Source organism: Actinoallomurus spadix (assembly GCF_024055725.1).
Taxonomy (GTDB): domain Bacteria; phylum Actinomycetota; class Actinomycetes; order Streptosporangiales; family Streptosporangiaceae; genus Actinoallomurus; species Actinoallomurus spadix.
In genome coordinates this window covers 103,959-121,172 of the sequence record NZ_JAMXMX010000006.1, presented here as the reverse complement: position 1 = coordinate 121,172, position 17,214 = coordinate 103,959, and the positions used below count along the sequence as shown (strand labels likewise).

Below are 17,214 nucleotides of genomic sequence, written 5' to 3'. Positions count from 1 at the left end.
CGTCGTCTAGGACTCCAGAGTGGAATAGCAGGCGCGACGGCGGGCGAGCTCGGGGTCGATGCCCTCGACGAGGGCCCAGATGCCGGCCACTCGCTCCGCCCACGCGTCCGGCGGAAGGCCGCCGAGGCCCTCGGCCGCCAGGTCGTCGATCGCTCGGGTGAGGCGCGCCAGGCGCTCCCCTTGTGTAGAACACATGTTCGAAGTCTAGCGCCCTCGACCGACAGGGGAACGGATTTCCGCCGCATCGATTACTCGCGGTGTCCTGATCACTCGCGCGGTGCTCCGAACCACCGGGCACAAGCCTCCCGCAGGCCACCGACATCCTCACCGGCCCAGGCCACGTACCCGTCGGGCCGTACGAGCATCGCGGCGGCCGGAGCGTCGTCCGACCGCGCCCTCACGACCTCGATGCGGTCGGCCCACGGCCGCACCGCGTCCCGTACGCCGGTGTGGTCATCGAGGTCGAGCAGCAACGGGCGGCCACTCGGCGACAGCGCCGCCACGCTCGTCGCCGTGCCGTGGACCGTCAGGGGCAGGTCCGGGCAGTAGCGTCCGGCGAGGCGGTGTTCGACGTCCACCTCGTACCGGAGGTCGCGGTCGCTCATCAGGTCGGTGAGCAGGCGATTCGCCTCGTCTGTCTCGGCGAGGGCGGCGAAGACGTCGCGCAGCGCGTCGACCCGCGGCCCCGGTGCCATCAGCGCCACCTGGGCGCGCGTGGTGTGCAGGACGCGCGCCGCGGCCGGGTGGCGTTCGGTCAGGTAGGTGTCGAGGAGCCCGTCCGGAGCCCATCCGGCGACCTCGGCGGCGAGCTTCCAGCCGAGGTTGACGGCGTCGCCGAGGCCGAGGGCGAGCCCCTGTCCGCCGAACGGCGGGTGCACATGGGCGGCGTCGCCGGCCAGCAGGACCCGCCCGATGCGGTAGGTATCGGCCTGTCGCGTGTTGTCGGTGAACCTCGTGGCGGTGTGGACGGTGGTGATCGTGACCTCGGTGCCGGACTGCCGTCGCACGGATGCCTGCAGCTCCTCCCGGCTGACCGGCGCGGACCGGTCGACGGGGGGTCCGTCGAACTCGACGGTCAGCACCCGCTCCCGCAGGGGACCGCGAGCCATCATCCCGTGCGCCGTCCGGTGCCAGCCGAACGGGAAGAAGTCGGGGTCGTCGAACTCGGCGAGAGCCTGATAGCCGGTGGTCACCCCGTCGAGACCGGGGAAGGCGATTCCGGTCATCTTTCGGATGGCGCTGCGGCCTCCGTCGCAGCCGACGAGCCAGCCGGCGCGAAGCTCGTACGGGCCTTCGGGCCCCTCGACGGTGAGCACGACGCCGTGGTCGTCCTGGTCGAGGCGGGTGAGGGCGTGGCCGCGCCGTACGACGGCGCCCACCTCGGTGGCGTGCTTCTCCAGAGCGCTCTCGAGCACCTGCTGCGGTACGAGAAGCGGCGCGCCGCCCGAGCGCGCGCCCCCTGAGTGCGCGCCGCCGCGCAGAATCCACAGCCCGGCGAAGTGCCCCACGACAGGCGCCTTGCTCCTGGCGGCCCCTGGGACGCTCCCGTCGCCGACCGGTCTGGGGCGCATCAGACCGGCGTCGGGCAGGTCGCCCAGCAGGTCGACGACGTTCCTGCGGGCGAGGATGTCGGCTCCTCGCCCGGTGACACCGCCCGCCTTGATGGTCTGGTCGATCTCGGTCCGTCGTTCCAGGACGACGGTCCGGACCCCGTGGAGCCGGAGCTCACAGGCGAGGAACAGGCCCACCGGCCCGCCTCCGACGATCGCCACGTCGTACGACATCGGTCTCTCCTTAACGTCGTTAAGTACTTAACGGTGTTAAGCATGACCTTAACGCTGTTAAGTTGTCAACAGGGAAGGAGGTCCCGATGGCGCTCGAACGCGAGACCGTGCTCCGTACGGCCCTGCGCCTGCTCGACGAGGTCGGACTCGACGGCCTGTCGCTGCGGCGGCTGGCCAAGGAGCTCGGCGTCCAGGCACCCGCGCTGTACTGGCATTTCACGAACAAGCAGGACCTGCTGGATCACCTGGCCGTCTTCGCCAGAGAAGAAGCCGGCGTGAGCCTCGAGGGCACGCCCAAGACCGGCCAGGCATGGGACGAGTGGCTCGCCGAGGGGATGCGGACGCTCCGCCGTGGGATGCTCAAGCACCGCGACGGCGCACGGCTCGCCGCGGGCAACCGGCCGGTGCGTGAGGCCTGGCCGGACATCGAACGCACGCTGAGCATGCTGGTGGAGGCCGGATTCGCGCCTGCCGACGCCGTACGGGCGGTTCTCGTCCTCGGGCACTACGTGAGCGGCTTCGTGCTCGACGAGCAGCGTGTCTCCGAACGCGAGGACGACCCGCTGCTCACGTTCGACCCGGCGGACTTCCCCATCCTCGCCGCCGGCGGAGCCGCCGTACTGGATCAGGACGCCCTGTTCGAGTACGGCCTGCAGCGGATGCTGGACGGCATGCGCGCCCACCTGGCCGTGACGAAGGCCGACCCGGACCGCGCGGACTAGATGTACTGACCACGGACGTTGGTAACGCGACACGGCTGGATGGGCTTGAATCAGGGAGGACCTCCTGGCGAGGTGTGCGTCACCACAACGTGCACATCTCGTCCCCGAAGTCCTCGTGTCCCACGCTAATGCGGCTGTGCCTTCCGGCTTGACGGCTTTTTAGCTAACCGTTATCTATTATCCGGTGGTGGCGATCGCGATCGAAGGACTCACCAAGCGGTACCGCGACCGGCGTGTCGTCGACGGACTGGGATTCACCGTCGAGGAGGGCTCACTGGTCGGCTTCCTGGGACCGAACGGAGCAGGCAAGACGACCACTCTCCGGATGCTGCTCGGCCTGGTCAGGCCGACGTCCGGCCAGGCGCTGGTGTACGGCCGCCCGTATCGTGACCTGCCCGACCCGGCGCGCGTGATCGGCGCGGTGATCGAGACGATGACCGCCCACCCCCGCCGCACCGCGCGCCGTCACCTGCGGATGCTGGGCCTGCGCATCGGCGTCGGACCCCGCCGGGTCGACACGGTCCTCGAGCTCGTCGGCCTCACCGGCGCCGCCGACCGGCGCGCCGGAGGCTTCTCTCTCGGCATGCGGCAGCGGCTCGCGCTCGCCGGGGCGCTGCTCGGTGATCCGGGAGTGCTCGTGCTGGACGAGCCGGCCAACGGGCTCGATCCGGAGGGCATCCACTGGCTGCGCGGGTTCCTGCGGGCACAGGCCGCGGAGGGACGTACGGTGCTGGTGTCCAGCCACCAGTTGGCGGAGGTGGAGCACACCGTCGACCAGGTGGTCATCGTCGCCCGGGGGCGCCTGGTCGCCGCCGGTTCGCTCGATGCGTTGCGGGCGCGGGCGTCCGGGCGGCTCCACGTACGCTCGCCGCAGGCCGAACGGCTCGCCGGCCTGATGACCGCGGCCGGAGCGACCGTGCGGATGACCGGGCACGACCGCCTGGAAGGACCGCTGGGGTGGTCGGAGTACGTCGGCCTGCTGTCCGCCGAGCACCGGATCCCGCTGTTCGAGCTACGTGAGGACGCCCCGGGCCTGGAGGAGGTCTTCTTCCGGCTCACCGGCGCGGGCGGCCTCGGGGAGGCACCGTGATCCGGATGATGCGGGCCGAGCTGTACTCCCTGCGGACGACGCCCGGCCCCTGGCTGACACTGCTCGCGGTCGGTCTCGCCCAGTTCTTTGCCCTGCTCGTCATCGGCATGCAGGGTGATCCCGCAGCGGCCTGGGCCGGTCTCGGCCCGTCCGCCGGAGAGCTGACCGGCTATCCGATGCTGCTGCTGGGCGTGATGGCGGCCACCCACGAGCACCGGTTCCGGACGATCGTCCCGGTTGTCTTGACGACGCCTGGACGGTTCCGGGTCCTGACGGCCAAGGCGGCGTCCCTGGCGATGGTGGCCGCGCTCGCCGCAGCCGTGTCGCAGACGTTCTGGCTGGGCACCGCGGTGGCGCGGCACGGCGGACCGGCCATGCGCACCGGGCACCTCGCCGACCTCGCCCGGTTGTACGCGTTCACGATCGGAGGAGTGGTGCTCCTGGGGCTGTTCGGGGTCGCGCTCGGCGCCATCGTGCGCAACGCCGCGACGGCGTTCGTCATCCTGCCGGTCGGTGCCCTCGTCGAGGCGATGGTCCCGCTGACGCGGTACCACGGCCCGTTCACCAGCGGGCTCGCGGCCTTCGGCCCGAATGGCGGACCAGGGACGCCGTTCCTGACCGGCTGGACGGTGGTCGCCCTCGCGTTCGCCGCCATCGCCGTACGGTGGGACATCACGGACTGATCCGGAGGGACGGCGTTCCTCCAGCCTCAGCCGCGCACGGCGCCGGCCACCGACCAGGCGTCCGTACGGGCGCGCAGGCCGAGCGTGACCAGCCGCGCGGCCATCCAGACGCCCATTGCCAGCCACAGCGACACCAGGCCGCCGCCCAGCGCGTACGCGAGCCACGCCACCGGCAGGAACGCCGCCGTCTGGATCACGCCCGCCACCGCGAGGTACGTCATGTCGCCGGCGCCGATCAGCACTCCGTCGAGGACGAAGACCACCCCCGCGATCGGCTGCAGCAACGCGACGACCACCAGGGCGCCGAGGAGCTGGGACCGCACGTCGGCGTCGGCGGTGAACGCGTCCGGCAGCCAGGGCCGTACGGCGAGCAGCACCAGCGCGAACACCACCCCGCACGCGACGCCCCACTCGACCATCCGGCGGGTCGCGGCGCGGGCGGCGGCGACGTCGCCTGCGCCGAGCTGGCGGCCGGTGATGGCCTGGCCGGCGATCGCGATGGCGTCGAGGGCGAACGCCGTGAGCGTCCAGACGTTCGCCGCGATCTGGTGCGCGGCGATCTGCGCGTCCCCGAGGCGGGCGGCGACCATCGTCGCGACGACCAGGACGACGCGCAGTCCGAGCGTACGGATCAGCAGGCCGACGCCGGCCGTCGCCGACGCCCGCAGGCCGCCCAGGTCCGGGCGCAGCGGCGCGCCGTACCTCCGGGCACCGCGCAGGACCATCACCACGTACGCGGCGGCCCCGCCGGTCTGCGCGAGGACGGTGCCCCACGCCGACCCCGCGATGCCGAACCCGAGCGCCAGCACGAACAGCGCGTTCAACCCGGCGTTCACGGCGAACATCCCCACCGAAACGATCAGCGGCGTCCGCGTGTCCTGCATCCCGCGTAGCACCCCGGTGCCCGCGAGCACGATCAGCATGCCGGGGACGCCGAGGAGGCTGACGTGCACGTACGTCTCCGCCTGCGGCGCGACGACCGCCGATGCGCCGAACGCGCGCACGACCACGGGGACGAGCGGCCGCCCGGCGACGATCAGCGCGACGCCGATGAGGGCGGCGAGCCAGATGCCGTCGACGCCCTGGCGTACGGCCGCGCGGTGGTTGCCGGCGCCGACCTGGCGGGAGACGGAGGCGGTCGTTCCGTAGGCGAGGAAGACGCACAGGTTGACCAGCGTGCCGAGGATCTGCCCGGCGACTCCCAGCGCCCCGAGCGAGACGGTGCCGAGGTGGCCGACGATCGCCGAGTCGGTGAGGAGGAACAGCGGCTCGGCGACGAGTGCGCCGAACGCGGGGACCGCCAGGCGGAGGATCTCCCGGTCGTGGGGGTGCCGGAATGTCATGATGTGCCACTGTAACCGGCAAATGTGAGTTGACGCTTACGTGATTCTGTGGGCGACCCTGTGGATGACCGTCGTCCGAACTTTCTCCCGCCCACAGGCGGTGGATGGAATATCCGCAGGTCAACGCGGTTATTCGCGGCCACGATCCGAGTATCCACAGGTTGTCCACAGGCGATGTGCACAGCTGGATCGGCGTGTATGCACAGGTGGTCCACAACGCCTTCCACAGATCGTTTTGCCTTCCTCCCGGACCGGACGCAGACTGTCAGACCCATGGGATAGACGTGGGAGGCGTGAGCGTTTGAGGCGGTTGGAGGTGCCGGAATGAGCGTCACCGAGATGCCGTCACACGAGCGGGAGTTCGAGCGGACCCCGCCGCACGACCTCGCGGCCGAGCAGTGCGTTCTGGGCAGCATGCTGCTGTCCCAGACCGCCATCGCCGAGGTCATCGAGATGGTCCAGAGCCGCGATTTCTACCGTCCGGCGCACCAGACCGTCTTCGACCGGATCCTCGACCTGTACGGCCGGGGCGACCCGGTCGACGCCATCACCGTCAAGGACGAGCTGCTCAAGCGCGGCGAGCTCAGCCGCATCGGCGACGCGCCGTACCTGCACACCCTGGTCGCCTCGGTGCCCACGGCCGCCAACGCCGGCTACTACGCGAAGATCGTCCAGGAGAAGGCCGTCCTGCGGCGGCTGGTCGAGGTCGGCACCCGCATCGCTCAGCTCGGCTACAGCACCGACGGCGCCGACGCCGACGCCCTCCTCGACCGGGCGCAGGCCGAGGTCTACGCCATCGCCGACAAGCGCTCCGGCGAGGACTACGCGCCGCTCAGCGACATCATGCCCGGCGCCCTGGACGAGATCGAGGCGATCGGCAGCCGCGGCGGCCAGATGGTCGGCGTCCCCACCGGCTTCACCGACCTGGACGCCCTCACCAACGGCCTCCATTCCGGACAAATGATTATTGTCGCCGCAAGGCCGGCAATTGGAAAAAGCACCCTCGCACTAGATTTCGCGCGGGCGGCGGCGATCAAGCATCAGCTGGCGACCGTCGTCTTCTCGCTGGAGATGGGGCGCAACGAGATCACGATGCGTCTGCTGTCGGCCGAGGCGCGGGTCGCGCTGCACGCCATGCGGTCCGGCACGATGAACGACGAGGACTGGACGCGGCTGGCCCGGCGGATGAGCGAGGTGGCCGAGGCGCCGCTGTTCATCGACGACTCGCCGAACATGTCGATGATGGAGATCCGCGCCAAGTGCCGGCGGCTCAAGCAGCAGCACGACCTCCGCCTCGTCATCATCGACTACCTGCAGCTCATGCAGTCCGGTAAGCGGGTGGAGAGCCGCCAGGTCGAGGTCTCGGAGTTCTCCCGGTCGCTCAAGCTCCTCGCGAAGGAGCTGGAGGTTCCGGTCATCGCGCTCTCCCAGCTCAACCGTGGCCCGGAACAGCGAACGGACAAGAAGCCCATGGTGTCCGATCTGCGCGAAAGCGGGTCGATCGAGCAGGACGCGGACATGGTCATCCTGCTGCACCGCGAGGACGCCTACGAGAAGGAGTCCCCGCGGGCGGGCGAGGCCGACCTGATCGTGGCCAAGCACCGTAACGGCCCCACCGCCACCGTGACGGTCGCCTTCCAGGGCCACTACAGCCGCTTCGTCGACATGGCCCACTGATCCCGGGCCCGGCTCTTCGTCGACCGAATGGAGCGTGAAGGCGAAGCGGCGGCGGGATCCGGCCGGGACTCGTCACCGGCGGCATCGGACGCAGCGCTCGCCGCTGCTCGATCGGCCCAGCATGGCCCGCCCGTTCCGGACCCCGCAACGTACCTTCCGGGGGGAAGCGTTGAGGGCCGCCGGACCGGTCGGTCCGACGGCCCTGTTCGGCCGGTTCACGGTCAGGCCTTGTTGAAGGTGTTCCTGGCCCAGAGGTAGGAGACGGCGGCGATGCCGGCGCACCAGGCGGTGGCGATGGCGGCGTTGTGGCCGATCGGGGTGCCGAGGAGGAGGCCGCGGACGGTCTCCATGATCGGGGTGAAGGGCTGGTACTCGGCGAACCAGCGGATGGCGGTGGGCATGGAGTCGGTGGGGACGAATCCGCTGCCGAGGAAGGGCAGCACGACCAGGGGCATCGGTGCGTTGCTGGCGGCCTCGGGGCTCGAGGACTTCAGGCCGAGGGCGACCGCGAGCCAGGTGATGGCCACGACGAACAGGGTGAGCATGCCGATGGCGGCCAGCCATTCGACGAAGGTCGCGTTCGGGCGGAAGCCGATCGCCAGGGCGATGCCGACGAGGACGGCCATGCCGAGAAGCTGCTGGATGACGCTGCCGACGACGTGCCCGGTGAGGACGGACGCCCGGGAGATCCGCATCGTGCGGAAGCGGGCGATGATGCCCTCGGTCATGTCGGTGGCGACCATGACGGCGGTTCCCGTCGCGGCGGTGGCGGCGGCCATGAGCAGGATGCCGGGGACGACGTAGTTGACGTAGACGTGGCGGCCGCCGCCGAGGCCGTTGCCGAGGGTGCCGCCGAAGACGTAGACGAACAGGAGCAGCAGGATCACGGGCGTGATGATCAGCTGCACGGTCATGGACGGGTAGCGGATCAGGCGCTTGAGCTGGCGCCGGACCATGGTGGAGGAGTCACGTGCGGCGAGGGTGAGGGCGCTCATCGGATGGTCTCCTTCTGCTGGCCGGTGAGGGTGAGGAAGACGTCGTCGAGGTCGGGGGTGTGCACCCTCATCTCCGCGACGTCGATCGCGTGCTCGTCCAGGAGGGCGAGCAGTTCGCGGATGGCGCGGACGCTGCCGTCACTCGGCACCTGCAGGGTGAGCGCCTCGGGGTCGGCGACTCCGGCCTCGACGAGGCGATCGGCCGACTCGAGCAGGTGTGTGTCGGTGAAGGTGAGCTCGATGTGGCCGCCGGGGATGAGCCGCTTGAGCTCGTCGGCGGTGCCCTCGGCGATCAGCCGGCCGTGGTCGAGCAGGGCGATCCGGTCGGCGAGCTCGTCGGCCTCCTCCAGGTATTGGGTGGTGAGGAAGATGGTGACGCCGTCGGCGACGAGGTCGCGGACGATGCCCCACATGGAGCGGCGGCTGCGCGGGTCGAGGCCGGTGGTGGGCTCGTCCAGGAAGATCAGGCGAGGGTCGCCGACCAGGGTCATCGCCAGGTCGAGCCGGCGCTGCATGCCGCCGGAGTACGTGCTCGCGGGCCTGCCGGCCGCGTCGACCAGGTCGAACCGTTCGAGCAGCTCCTTGGCCTTCCGCCTGCCCTCGCTCTTCGGCAGGTGTTTCAGGTCGGCCATGAGCAGGAGGTTCTCCTCGCCGGTCAGCAGCTTGTCGACGGCCGAGTACTGCCCGGTCACCCCGATCGCGCCGCGTACGTCGTCGGGCTGGCGGTGCAGGTCGTATCCCGCGACCCGCACCTGGCCGTCGTCGGCGCGGAGCAGCGTGGACAGGATCTGGACGGTGGTGGTCTTGCCGGCGCCGTTCGGGCCGAGCAGGGAGAAGATCGTTCCTTCGGGGACGGCCAGGTCGATGCCGTCCAGGACGACCTTGTCGCCGTCCTTGTGGCGGTAGGACTTGCGCAGCCCGTTCGCCTCGATGGCCAGATTCGTCATGGTGCTGCTCCTCAGAAGGCCGGGGGTCAGAGGCTGCGGGCGGTGATGTCGCCGTTGGAGGTGGTCGCTCGGATGTCGAGTTCGGTGCTGCCGTCGTTCTTCAGGGCGTTGGTGATGCGGCCGTGGGCGGTGCCGGCGTCCAGGGCGGCCGAGACGCCGGCGGCGGCGCCGACGGTGATGTCGCCGGACTGGGTGGTCAGTACGACCGTGCCGCGTACCGCCTCGGCGATCCGGATGTCGCCCCGCGCGGTGGTGATCCGGGCGGGGCCGCCCAGCCGGCCGACCTCGACGTCGCCGTCGGTCGCGGTGAGGCGGAGACCGGCGGTCTCGTCGAGCTTGATCTGGCGGTAGGCGCCTTCGAAGGCGACGTCGCCGAGGCGGCCGACGGCCCGGAACTCGGCGGCGGCGGTCTCGCCCTCGACACGGGAGCCGGCGGGCAGCTTGACGGTCACCTCGATGGACCCGGAGGAGCCGAGGATCTGGTTCTTCGCCGAGGCCTCGATCCGCAGAACTCCGTCGGTGTACTCGACGGTGGTCTGCTCGGCCGCCTTCACGTCACGGCTCTTGGCGGGGTCGGCGGGCAGGACCTCGACGGTGGTGTCGGCCCGGTCGGCGGCGATGAGCTGGACGCGCCCGGCGGGGATGTTCAGGACGGCGGTGATCGGGGCGGGGGTGTCGAACGTGTGCATCGTCTTCTCCTGCGACTCGTTGTTTCGAACAACGCAAACGCTACGTTGCTTTCCAGATCTACACAACAAGATCTTTGCCCCACTGAGAGAGAAAAGCAGGTCAGAGTGCATTAATCATTGCAACGGTCTCCCGATCAACGCAACGAAAAGACGTAGTTGCGTTGCAACAGAATGAGAGTGAACGCTATGGCTGAGGGCGTCGGGGACCGCCCGGGACGGCCGCCATCACGTCCTCCTGCGGGCGAGACGCCACGTGGAGCTGCTCGCCGGCGCGAAGGCCGCGCCGGCCGTCCACCCCCGGCGAAGCGGCCTGGTGTCTAGCCCGGCGAGGGAACGGACCGGCGGGTCCCCGTCCGGCGACGAAGGCGGCAGCCGAGGAATCCCGGCGCCGGGGGCCGGTACGGTGTGGACGCCGGACAGGGTCGTTACGCCGGTGAAGAGATCCGATCGTGCACGTCTAGGGATGATCGCGGGATGTCGACGGAGCAGACGCCAGAGCCCGGCCTGCGCGCGGACGAGGCGGTCCGGTCCATGCTGTTGCTGATGCCGCGGCTGGCCGCCCGGCTCAAGCGGACGCCGATCCCCGACCGGCTCCGCTCCTTCACCCTGGCGCCCAGGCACCTGTCGCTGCTGTCGTACCTGCTGTTCGACGGGCCCATGGCGGTCGGCGAGCTGGCCTCCCGGCTGCAGGTCGCCCCGACCACCGTCAGCCTGATGGTCAGCGACCTGACCCGTCAGGGCGTCCTGGTACGGCGGTCGGATCCGAAGGACGCCCGGCGGACGATCGTCGACCTCACCGAGGACCCGGAGACCCGTTCGGCGATCGAGAGCTGGCTCGCGAACGGGGCGAAGGCCTGGCGCGCCGCGTTCGAACCGCTCTCCCCGGAGGAGCGCGCGATGTTCGTCCGGACCATCGAGACGTACGAGCGCCTGGCCGGCGCCGCGGACTGAGCCGGGCTTGACCTTCGAGCCGCTCCAAGGCCCACAGACGGTCGGTCGGTCGGGCGATCACCGCCCTGGCCTGACGGGGCCGCCGGTCGCAGGTCCCTCACCTCCCGCGACCGGCGCCCCCGCGTCCCGAGCCGCAGCGGCCGGGACGTATGTGATCCGTCCGGTGGACGCCCGAGCGCCGAGGACGGCCGCCCGTTGCGCCTCGCTGATCCGCTGCAGGAGCCGGTACGCCGATGGGTCGTCGATGACCAGGCTCTCCGCGGTCACGGCCGAGAAAGCGGTGAACGCCCGGCGCCAGGCCGACCAGATGACGACCCATCCCGGGCATCTCCGCTCCAGGTCGACGGCGATCTGAGAGGCGTCGGCCTCCTGGCGGACGGGAGGTTCGCGCCGCGGTCGGCGCCGGCCCGTCATGGCCGTGTCCTCAGAACCCGCCGGATGACCGCGATCGCCCCGGAGACGTCCGTCGCGCGCCCGATCCGGCCGCCCCAGGACCAGTAGAGCCACCAGTCGCCGGGACTCGACTCCTTGCAACTGATCTCTTCCGAGAGTTGATGGACGTCCGGATTGATCAGGACGAGAACCGGTGGATGCGAACGGGAGGTTTGGACGACGCGCCCGGTCAATCCGTTCTCTTCCGCGCTTTTACGGATATCCTGCAGTAACCGAATCATCGTCCCGGCCGGCGTTTCGCTCCCCATAGGTCTTCTCCGCGATCCCTGGAACTCCGCCGCCGCAGCGGCCTTCCGATTCCCAGGGTCGATCACTGCGCGTGACGTATGAACTGCATTCACGGGACGGAAAGGACGTTCACCGGATACGCTGCAGACATGTCCCAGCCGTCCCACATGTCATAGGTGACGCTCATGCCGAATGAGGCGCTTCGGCGAGCCATGTCCGAGGCAAAGATGACAGAGTCGGACCTGGCCGCAATATGCCGAGTGGACGTGAAGACGGTGAATCGGTGGGTATGTGAGGAGGGCCGCACCCCCCACCCCCGTCATCGCTGGGCCGCCTGCGATGCCCTGGGAGTTGATGAGTCCATGATCTGGCCGGATGCCATCCGAAACGCAGTGAAGACCGGACCGGACCGAGAGATCGTCAGCGTGTACCCTTTCCGATCGGGGTGCCCGAAATCCGTATGGCGGAATCTGATCACTAACGCCATCGGCGAGTTGACCTTCGCCGGCTACACCAACTACTTCCTCTGGCTGGAGCATCCGGGCCTGCGAAACGTCCTGCGTCGGAAGGCCGAACGAGGGTGCTCCGTCCGGTTTTTGCTCGGGGATCCGGACAGTGAGGTGACCCGGCGCCGCGAAGAGGCCGAGGCCGTTCCATTGACGGTCGGCACGCGCATCAGGGTCACGCTTGACGAACTGACCGAGCTGTCCGAAATCCCCGGTATTGAGGCGCGTTTCAGCGATGAGCACATCGCCATGAGCGTCTTCGTCTTCGATGAGGAGATGCTCGTCACTCCGCACCTGGCGTGGCTCGTCGGTCACGACTCACCGATGCTGCATATTCGGCGTTGCCAGGACGACGGGCTGTACGACCGCTTTTCCTATCATGTCGCGGAGCTCTGGAAGTCCGGACGTCCCGTCTCACATGACGCCTTGCCCGCCGAAGGCGGGTGAGGCGTCAGCGGCGGCGGGTGGTGGTCGGCGACGCGAGCCGACGGCCGGCCGTTCGTGCGGTTGACGTTGACGTTACGTCAACTCCTATGGTCGGAGCCGTGGCCGGAACGCCCGGCCGCATCGGTGGATGGGACGGATCATGACGTGGTCGATCGCCCAGGTGGCCCGCATGTCGGGGGTCACCTCGCGGACGCTCCGCCACTACGACGAGATCGGCCTGCTTCCTCCGGCGTACGTCGGGGGCAACGGCTACCGCTACTACGAGCAGGAGCAGTTGCTGCGGCTCCAGCAGATCCTCGTGCTGCGGGAGCTGGGGGTCGGGCTGGCCGAGATCGCCGAGGCGATCGACTCGGAGCCGAGCACGGTCGCGGCACTGCGCCGTCACCACGCCCGGCTGCTGGCCGAGCGTGAGCGGCTCGGCGTGCTCGCCGACACCGTGGCCCGCACCATCGCCGAACTCGAAGGAGGAGGTGACGAGGTGGCACCGAAGATCAACCGGCCGGAGAACCTCTTCGCGGGGTTCGACTCCTCGCAGTACGACGAGGAGGCCCGCGAGCGGTGGCCGGAGCAGTACGCGCAGAGCCGGCAGGTCGTCGCGGAGACCACGCCGGAGCAGATGGAGACCTGGCAGCGGGACGCGACCGCGCACATGATCCGGATGGCCGAGCTGAAGGTCGCCGGCGCGGCGCCCGACGACCCGGCCGTCCTGGACGAGGTGGAGTGGAACTACCGCTCCGTGAGCCGGTTCTGGCAGCCGGACGCGTGCGCGTACACCAAGCTCGGGGAGATGTACGTCGACGACCCGAGGTTCCGCGAGAACTACGAGAAGATCACCGAGGGTCTGGCCGAGTTCCAGCGTGACGCGATGGCCGCGTACGCCCGTGCCCGGCTGAGCTGACGGCCGGCACGTCCGGTCGCCCGGAGGAGCTGCAGATCCTCCGGGACGGCTCGTCGGGTCGTAGGCGCGCCGCCTCCGGAAGCCCGGCTCCCGTCAGTGGGTGATCGGGCGGCGGCTCCGGGACCGCTTCAGTTCGAAGAAGCCGTCGGTGCCCGCCACCAGGAGCACGCCGTCCCACAGCCGCCCGGCGGCCTCGCCGCGCGGGATGGGGCTGACGACCGGCCCGAAGAAGGCGATCCGCTCGCCGTCCGGCCCGGGCACGTGGATCGCCGGCGTGCCGAGGTCCTCCCCGACCGGGTCCAGTCCCGCGTGCTGGCTCGCGCGCAGGGCCTCGTCGTAGTCGGTCACGTCGGCCGCGTCGGCGAGCTCCGCGGGCAGGCCCACCTCGGCGAGCGCGTCGAGGTACAGCGGGCGCCCGATGGCCGCCCTGTCATGGTGGATCCGGGTGCCGAGCGCCGTGTACAGGTCGCGCAGCACCTCGTCGCCGTACTTCTGCCGGGCCGCGATCGCCACGCGCACCGGGCCCCACGTGTCCCGCAGCCACTCCACGTACCACTCCTCAAGGCCCTCGCGGCCGTCGTTGAGCATCGCCAGGCTCATGACGTGGAAGCGCACGCGGACGTCGCGCACCTTCTCGACTTCGAGCAGCCACCGGGAGGCGATCCACGCCCACGGGCATTTGGGGTCGAACCACATCTCAGCTTCGATCACGCCGCCAGCGTAGGGAGCGCAATGGCGGCCCGTAAGGACCAATCCGGCGCGAATCGATCGGGCCAATCGGGGAGTCGAAAGGGGAAAGACGCTGGGCCTGTGGCCGGTCGGCTCCCTAGGATTGGTCGCGATGGACAACGATGAGCCGAAGCGGCCCGATGTCACGGTCATCGAGGTGCCGCAGTGGCAGGGATCGTCCTCGCCGGCGGCACACCGGCTCCGCGCCGGAGCCCGCCTCCTGGCCGGCCTGCTGCCCACCGCCGACCGCAGGACCGTCGACGTCGCGGACGAGGCGGGCGCGGCGGCACTCGCCGGCAACGCGCGGCGGATCCGCGCCGTCCTGGAACGTGCCGACGGCCGGTTCACCGTCACCCTCGGCGGCGACTGCGGTGTCGAGCTCGAGCCGATCGCCGCGGCGGCACGCCGGTACGGCGACCGGCTCACCGTCGTCTGGTTCGACGCGCACGGCGACCTGAACACCCCCGCCTCCTCGCCCTCCGGCGCCTTCCACGGCATGGTGCTGCGTACTCTGCTGGGCGACGGACCGGTCGGGCTCGTGCCCGACCGCCCGCTGAAGCCGAGCCAGGTGGTGCTCGCCGGCGTCCGGGATCTCGACCCCGCCGAACACGACTACGCGGCCGCCGCCGGCATCCCCACCGCCGGCGACCCGGACGCGCTCGTCGAGGCGGTCGGCGACGCGTCGGCGGTGTACGTGCACATCGATCTCGACGTCCTCGACCCGTCGGTCTTCCGTTCCGTCGGCCTGCCCACCCCCGGGGGCCTGACCCCCGACCGGCTGCTCGCGATGGTGACCGCCCTCGCCCGGCGGTTCGAGGTCGCCGGTCTCGGCATCACCGAGTACGAGCCCGCACGGCCGGAGGATCAGGACCTCCTCGCCGGCCTGGTCCGCCCGATCGTGGACGTCTGCCGCTCCTCCGTCGCCGGCCTGGTCGAGCCCCGGGCCCGCGCCGCCTGGCCCGCCGAGGTCACCGAGGAGCGCGGGGGCTGGCTGCTCCGGCACACCGCGGGCGTACGGCGGCGCCGCTCGAACTCGGCGGTGCCGCCGCCGGCCGGGGCCGAGAAGGCCGTCCGCGAGGTCGAGCACTTCTACCGGGAACGTTCCCGGCCGGTCATCGTGCAGATCCCCGACGGTGTCGACGACGGGTTCGACCGCCTCGACGCGCTGCTGGACCGCCGGGGGTACCGGCTGGACGCGCCGACGGCCGTGCTCACGGCGTTCACCGAGGACGTGGTGGCCGCGACCGAGGACGCCGCGGCCCCGGTCGAGGTCGCCGCGACTCCCGAGACCTGGCTGCCGGTCTTCGGCGAGCTCAGCCCCTCCGCCGACGCCGAGGCGGTCGGCTCCCAGGTGATCTCCCGGATCGCCGCCCCGGCCGGGTTCGCCACCACGACCCGGGACGGCGGCCCCGCCGGCCTGGGACTCTTCGTCGCCGACACCGGCTGGGCCGGCGTCTTCTGCATGGCCGTCCGGCCGGAACACCGGCGTCAGGGCCTCGCCGCCGCCGTCCTCGGCGCCGGCGCCCGCTGGGCCGCCCGCCAGGGCGCGCACCGGATGTACCTTCAGGTCGAGACGGACAACGACGCGGCCTGGCGGCTGTACGCGAAGACCGGCTTCACCCGGTCGTACGCCTACCACTACCGCATCGCGCCCTGACCGATCAGCGGCCCGCGCGGTCGGGAGAGCCGTCCGCCACCCAGCGGTAGACCGCCGCGACGCCGTCCGCGACCGTGGTGCGGGGGGTCCATCCCAGGTCACGCGCGGCGCCGTCGTTCGCCAGCGCGCTGCGCTGCAGCTCGCCGGGGCGGGCCGGGGCGAACTCCGGGTCCAGCGTCCGGCCCGAGGCGCGGCCCAGCAGGTCGAGCAGCTCGCGCACGCTCGTCTCGTGGCCCGTCCCGATGTTCCACACGCCCGGCCGGTCGGCGCGCGCGGCGGCGACGAACGCCTCGGCGACGTCACCGACGTACACGTAGTCGCGGGTCTGATGGCCGTCGCCGAAGACCGTCGGCCGCTCTCCCCGGAACGCGTGCCCGCAGAAGATGCCGACCACCCCCGCCTCACCCGCCGGGTCCTGGCGGGGGCCGTACACGTTGGCGAGCCGCAGGGCCGCGTGCCGGGTGCCGTACAGCCGGTTGTACAGGCCGAGGTACTGCTCGGCGCAGTACTTCGCGGTGCCGTACGGCGCCTGCGGCCCCGGCAGGACGTCTTCGGGCGTCGGCACCGGCGCGTCCACGCCATAGATCGCGCCGCCGGTGCTGGCGAACAGCACGCGGGCGCCGGCCGCCCGGGCGGCCTCCAGCACGTTGACGGTGCCGACGACGTTGACGGCGGCGTCCTCGGCGGGGGACTCCACCGAGACCCGTACGTCGATCTGCGCGGCGAGATGGCAGATCAGCGCGGGCCGTACCTGCTCGACGACCGCGTTCAGCGCCGCGACGTCCGTGATGCTCGCCTTGTGGACGACGACCGAGGGGTCGAGGCGCTCCGGCCGGCCCCGGGACAGGTCGTCGAGGACGGCGACCTCGTCACCGTTGCCGAGGAAGGCGTCCGTCAGGTGCGAGCCGATGAAGCCGGCGCCGCCGGTCACGAGGATGCGCATGCTCGGCAAGCGTAGTGCCGATGTCACGCCGTCCTCGCCCGGCGGCGCTGAGGGCCTGTCTCATCGGGCACCGGTCAGGCTCCGGCGGGAACCTTGTCCAGGAAGCCGTGGACGTTCCGGATGCGGCCGTCCTCGGCGAGCACCATCACGTCGAAGCCGACGACGATCGCCTCGCCGCCCTCCGGGCCGAGCTCCCAGGTGAAGCGCGCCAGGTCGTGGTGGGCGTCGACCGCCGAGCCGAGCCGGAAGACGAAGTCGGGGAACTGCGCCTGCACCGCCCCGATGACCGCGTCGATGCCGTCGTGCCCCGCGACGTCCGCCAGCGGGTCGACGTAGGTGCCGTCCGCCGTCCAGAGGGCCTCGACCGCGGCGCGGCGGGCAGCGGGGTCCTTCTCGTTCCAGGTGTCGATGTAGCGGCCGGCCAGCTCGTTGACGTCGCTCATGGTGTTCCTCCTGTAAGAGACCCGGCCGG

Annotated in this window: 19 protein-coding genes; 8 read left to right on the top strand and 11 right to left on the bottom strand. The window is 70.8% G+C overall.

What is annotated here, in order from left to right; genetic code table 11:
• Positions 1–6: 6 nt before the first annotated feature.
• Positions 7–195 carry a hypothetical protein gene (locus NE235_RS10300; RefSeq protein WP_252781262.1) on the bottom strand — a complete coding sequence of 63 codons (189 nt, stop codon included), beginning with the start codon at positions 193–195 and terminating at the stop codon, positions 7–9.
• A 71-nt stretch (positions 196–266) separates the two neighbouring features.
• Positions 267–1,784: an FAD-dependent monooxygenase gene (locus NE235_RS10295; RefSeq protein ID WP_252801158.1), complete on the bottom strand. Its 1,518-nt coding sequence runs from the start codon at positions 1,782–1,784 to the stop codon at positions 267–269.
• An 86-nt stretch (positions 1,785–1,870) separates the two neighbouring features.
• Here NE235_RS10295 and NE235_RS10290 point away from each other — a divergent pair, with 86 nt between their 5' ends.
• The 3 genes from NE235_RS10290 (at position 1,871) to NE235_RS10280 (ending at position 4,279) form a co-directional block, all read left to right on the top strand.
• On the top strand, positions 1,871–2,506 hold the full coding sequence (locus tag NE235_RS10290; protein ID WP_252801156.1) for a TetR/AcrR family transcriptional regulator C-terminal domain-containing protein: 636 nt from the start codon (positions 1,871–1,873) through the stop codon (positions 2,504–2,506).
• A gap of 187 nt (positions 2,507–2,693) precedes the next feature.
• On the top strand, positions 2,694–3,596 hold the full coding sequence (locus NE235_RS10285; protein WP_252801153.1) for an ABC transporter ATP-binding protein: 903 nt from the start codon (positions 2,694–2,696) through the stop codon (positions 3,594–3,596).
• On the top strand, positions 3,593–4,279 hold the full coding sequence (locus NE235_RS10280) for a hypothetical protein (protein ID WP_252801150.1): 687 nt from the start codon (positions 3,593–3,595) through the stop codon (positions 4,277–4,279). Before NE235_RS10285 ends, NE235_RS10280 begins: the two co-directional genes overlap by 4 nt.
• Before the next feature lie 26 nt (positions 4,280–4,305).
• Here the strand turns inward: NE235_RS10280 and NE235_RS10275 are convergent, their stop codons facing one another.
• Positions 4,306–5,622, bottom strand: a complete 1,317-nt coding sequence (locus NE235_RS10275; protein WP_252801148.1) for an MATE family efflux transporter — start codon at positions 5,620–5,622, stop codon at positions 4,306–4,308.
• Between the two features lie 324 nt (positions 5,623–5,946).
• Here NE235_RS10275 and dnaB point away from each other — a divergent pair, with 324 nt between their 5' ends.
• The gene (gene dnaB, locus NE235_RS10270) at positions 5,947–7,299 is read left to right on the top strand and encodes a replicative DNA helicase (RefSeq protein WP_252801145.1); all 1,353 of its coding nucleotides are present in this window, start codon (positions 5,947–5,949) and stop codon (positions 7,297–7,299) included.
• 221 nt (positions 7,300–7,520) lie between these two features.
• Here dnaB and NE235_RS10265 read toward each other — a convergent pair whose 3' ends face one another.
• Genes NE235_RS10265 through NE235_RS10255 form a run of 3 tightly spaced genes read right to left on the bottom strand, consistent with a single transcriptional unit; the run spans position 7,521 to position 9,930 of the window.
• Positions 7,521–8,294 (bottom strand): ABC transporter permease, encoded by a 774-nt coding sequence (locus tag NE235_RS10265; RefSeq protein ID WP_252801143.1) that lies wholly within the window; start codon positions 8,292–8,294, stop codon positions 7,521–7,523.
• Positions 8,291–9,241: an ATP-binding cassette domain-containing protein gene (locus NE235_RS10260; protein WP_252801141.1), complete on the bottom strand. Its 951-nt coding sequence runs from the start codon at positions 9,239–9,241 to the stop codon at positions 8,291–8,293. The genes NE235_RS10265 and NE235_RS10260 overlap by 4 nt, the downstream gene beginning before the upstream one ends.
• 26 nt (positions 9,242–9,267) lie before the next feature.
• Positions 9,268–9,930 carry a DUF4097 family beta strand repeat-containing protein gene (locus NE235_RS10255; protein WP_252801139.1) on the bottom strand — a complete coding sequence of 221 codons (663 nt, stop codon included), beginning with the start codon at positions 9,928–9,930 and terminating at the stop codon, positions 9,268–9,270.
• Between the two features lie 474 nt (positions 9,931–10,404).
• Here NE235_RS10255 and NE235_RS10250 point away from each other — a divergent pair, with 474 nt between their 5' ends.
• Positions 10,405–10,881, top strand: coding sequence for a MarR family winged helix-turn-helix transcriptional regulator (locus tag NE235_RS10250; RefSeq protein WP_252801138.1), 477 nt, complete (start codon positions 10,405–10,407; stop codon positions 10,879–10,881).
• A gap of 57 nt (positions 10,882–10,938) precedes the next feature.
• On the opposite strand, the gene NE235_RS10245 is transcribed toward NE235_RS10250, so the two are convergent.
• On the bottom strand, positions 10,939–11,295 hold the full coding sequence (locus NE235_RS10245) for a hypothetical protein (RefSeq protein ID WP_252801135.1): 357 nt from the start codon (positions 11,293–11,295) through the stop codon (positions 10,939–10,941).
• On the bottom strand, positions 11,292–11,582 hold the full coding sequence (locus tag NE235_RS10240; RefSeq protein ID WP_252801133.1) for a hypothetical protein: 291 nt from the start codon (positions 11,580–11,582) through the stop codon (positions 11,292–11,294). Before NE235_RS10240 ends, NE235_RS10245 begins: the two co-directional genes overlap by 4 nt.
• A gap of 342 nt (positions 11,583–11,924) precedes the next feature.
• Here NE235_RS10240 and NE235_RS10235 point away from each other — a divergent pair, with 342 nt between their 5' ends.
• Complete coding sequence (locus NE235_RS10235; protein ID WP_252801131.1) at positions 11,925–12,515, top strand: hypothetical protein; 591 nt, start codon at positions 11,925–11,927, stop codon at positions 12,513–12,515.
• A gap of 139 nt (positions 12,516–12,654) precedes the next feature.
• Entirely contained in the window at positions 12,655–13,413 is a 759-nt protein-coding gene (locus tag NE235_RS10230; RefSeq protein WP_252801130.1) for a MerR family transcriptional regulator, read from the top strand.
• Positions 13,414–13,506: 93 nt separating this feature from the next.
• Here the strand turns inward: NE235_RS10230 and NE235_RS10225 are convergent, their stop codons facing one another.
• The gene (locus NE235_RS10225; protein ID WP_252801733.1) at positions 13,507–14,109 is read right to left on the bottom strand and encodes a DsbA family protein; all 603 of its coding nucleotides are present in this window, start codon (positions 14,107–14,109) and stop codon (positions 13,507–13,509) included.
• Positions 14,110–14,254: 145 nt separating this feature from the next.
• Between NE235_RS10225 and NE235_RS10220 the strand changes: the two genes are divergently transcribed.
• Positions 14,255–15,799, top strand: a complete 1,545-nt coding sequence (locus NE235_RS10220; RefSeq protein WP_252801129.1) for a GNAT family N-acetyltransferase — start codon at positions 14,255–14,257, stop codon at positions 15,797–15,799.
• 4 nt (positions 15,800–15,803) lie between these two features.
• On the opposite strand, the gene NE235_RS10215 is transcribed toward NE235_RS10220, so the two are convergent.
• Together NE235_RS10215 and NE235_RS10210 are read right to left on the bottom strand one after the other, a co-directional pair.
• A complete protein-coding gene (locus NE235_RS10215; RefSeq protein ID WP_252801127.1) occupies positions 15,804–16,742 on the bottom strand; it encodes an NAD-dependent epimerase/dehydratase family protein in 939 nt (312 codons plus the stop codon).
• Positions 16,743–16,816: 74 nt separating this feature from the next.
• Entirely contained in the window at positions 16,817–17,185 is a 369-nt protein-coding gene (locus tag NE235_RS10210; RefSeq protein ID WP_252801125.1) for a nuclear transport factor 2 family protein, read from the bottom strand.
• Positions 17,186–17,214: the final 29 nt, after the last annotated feature.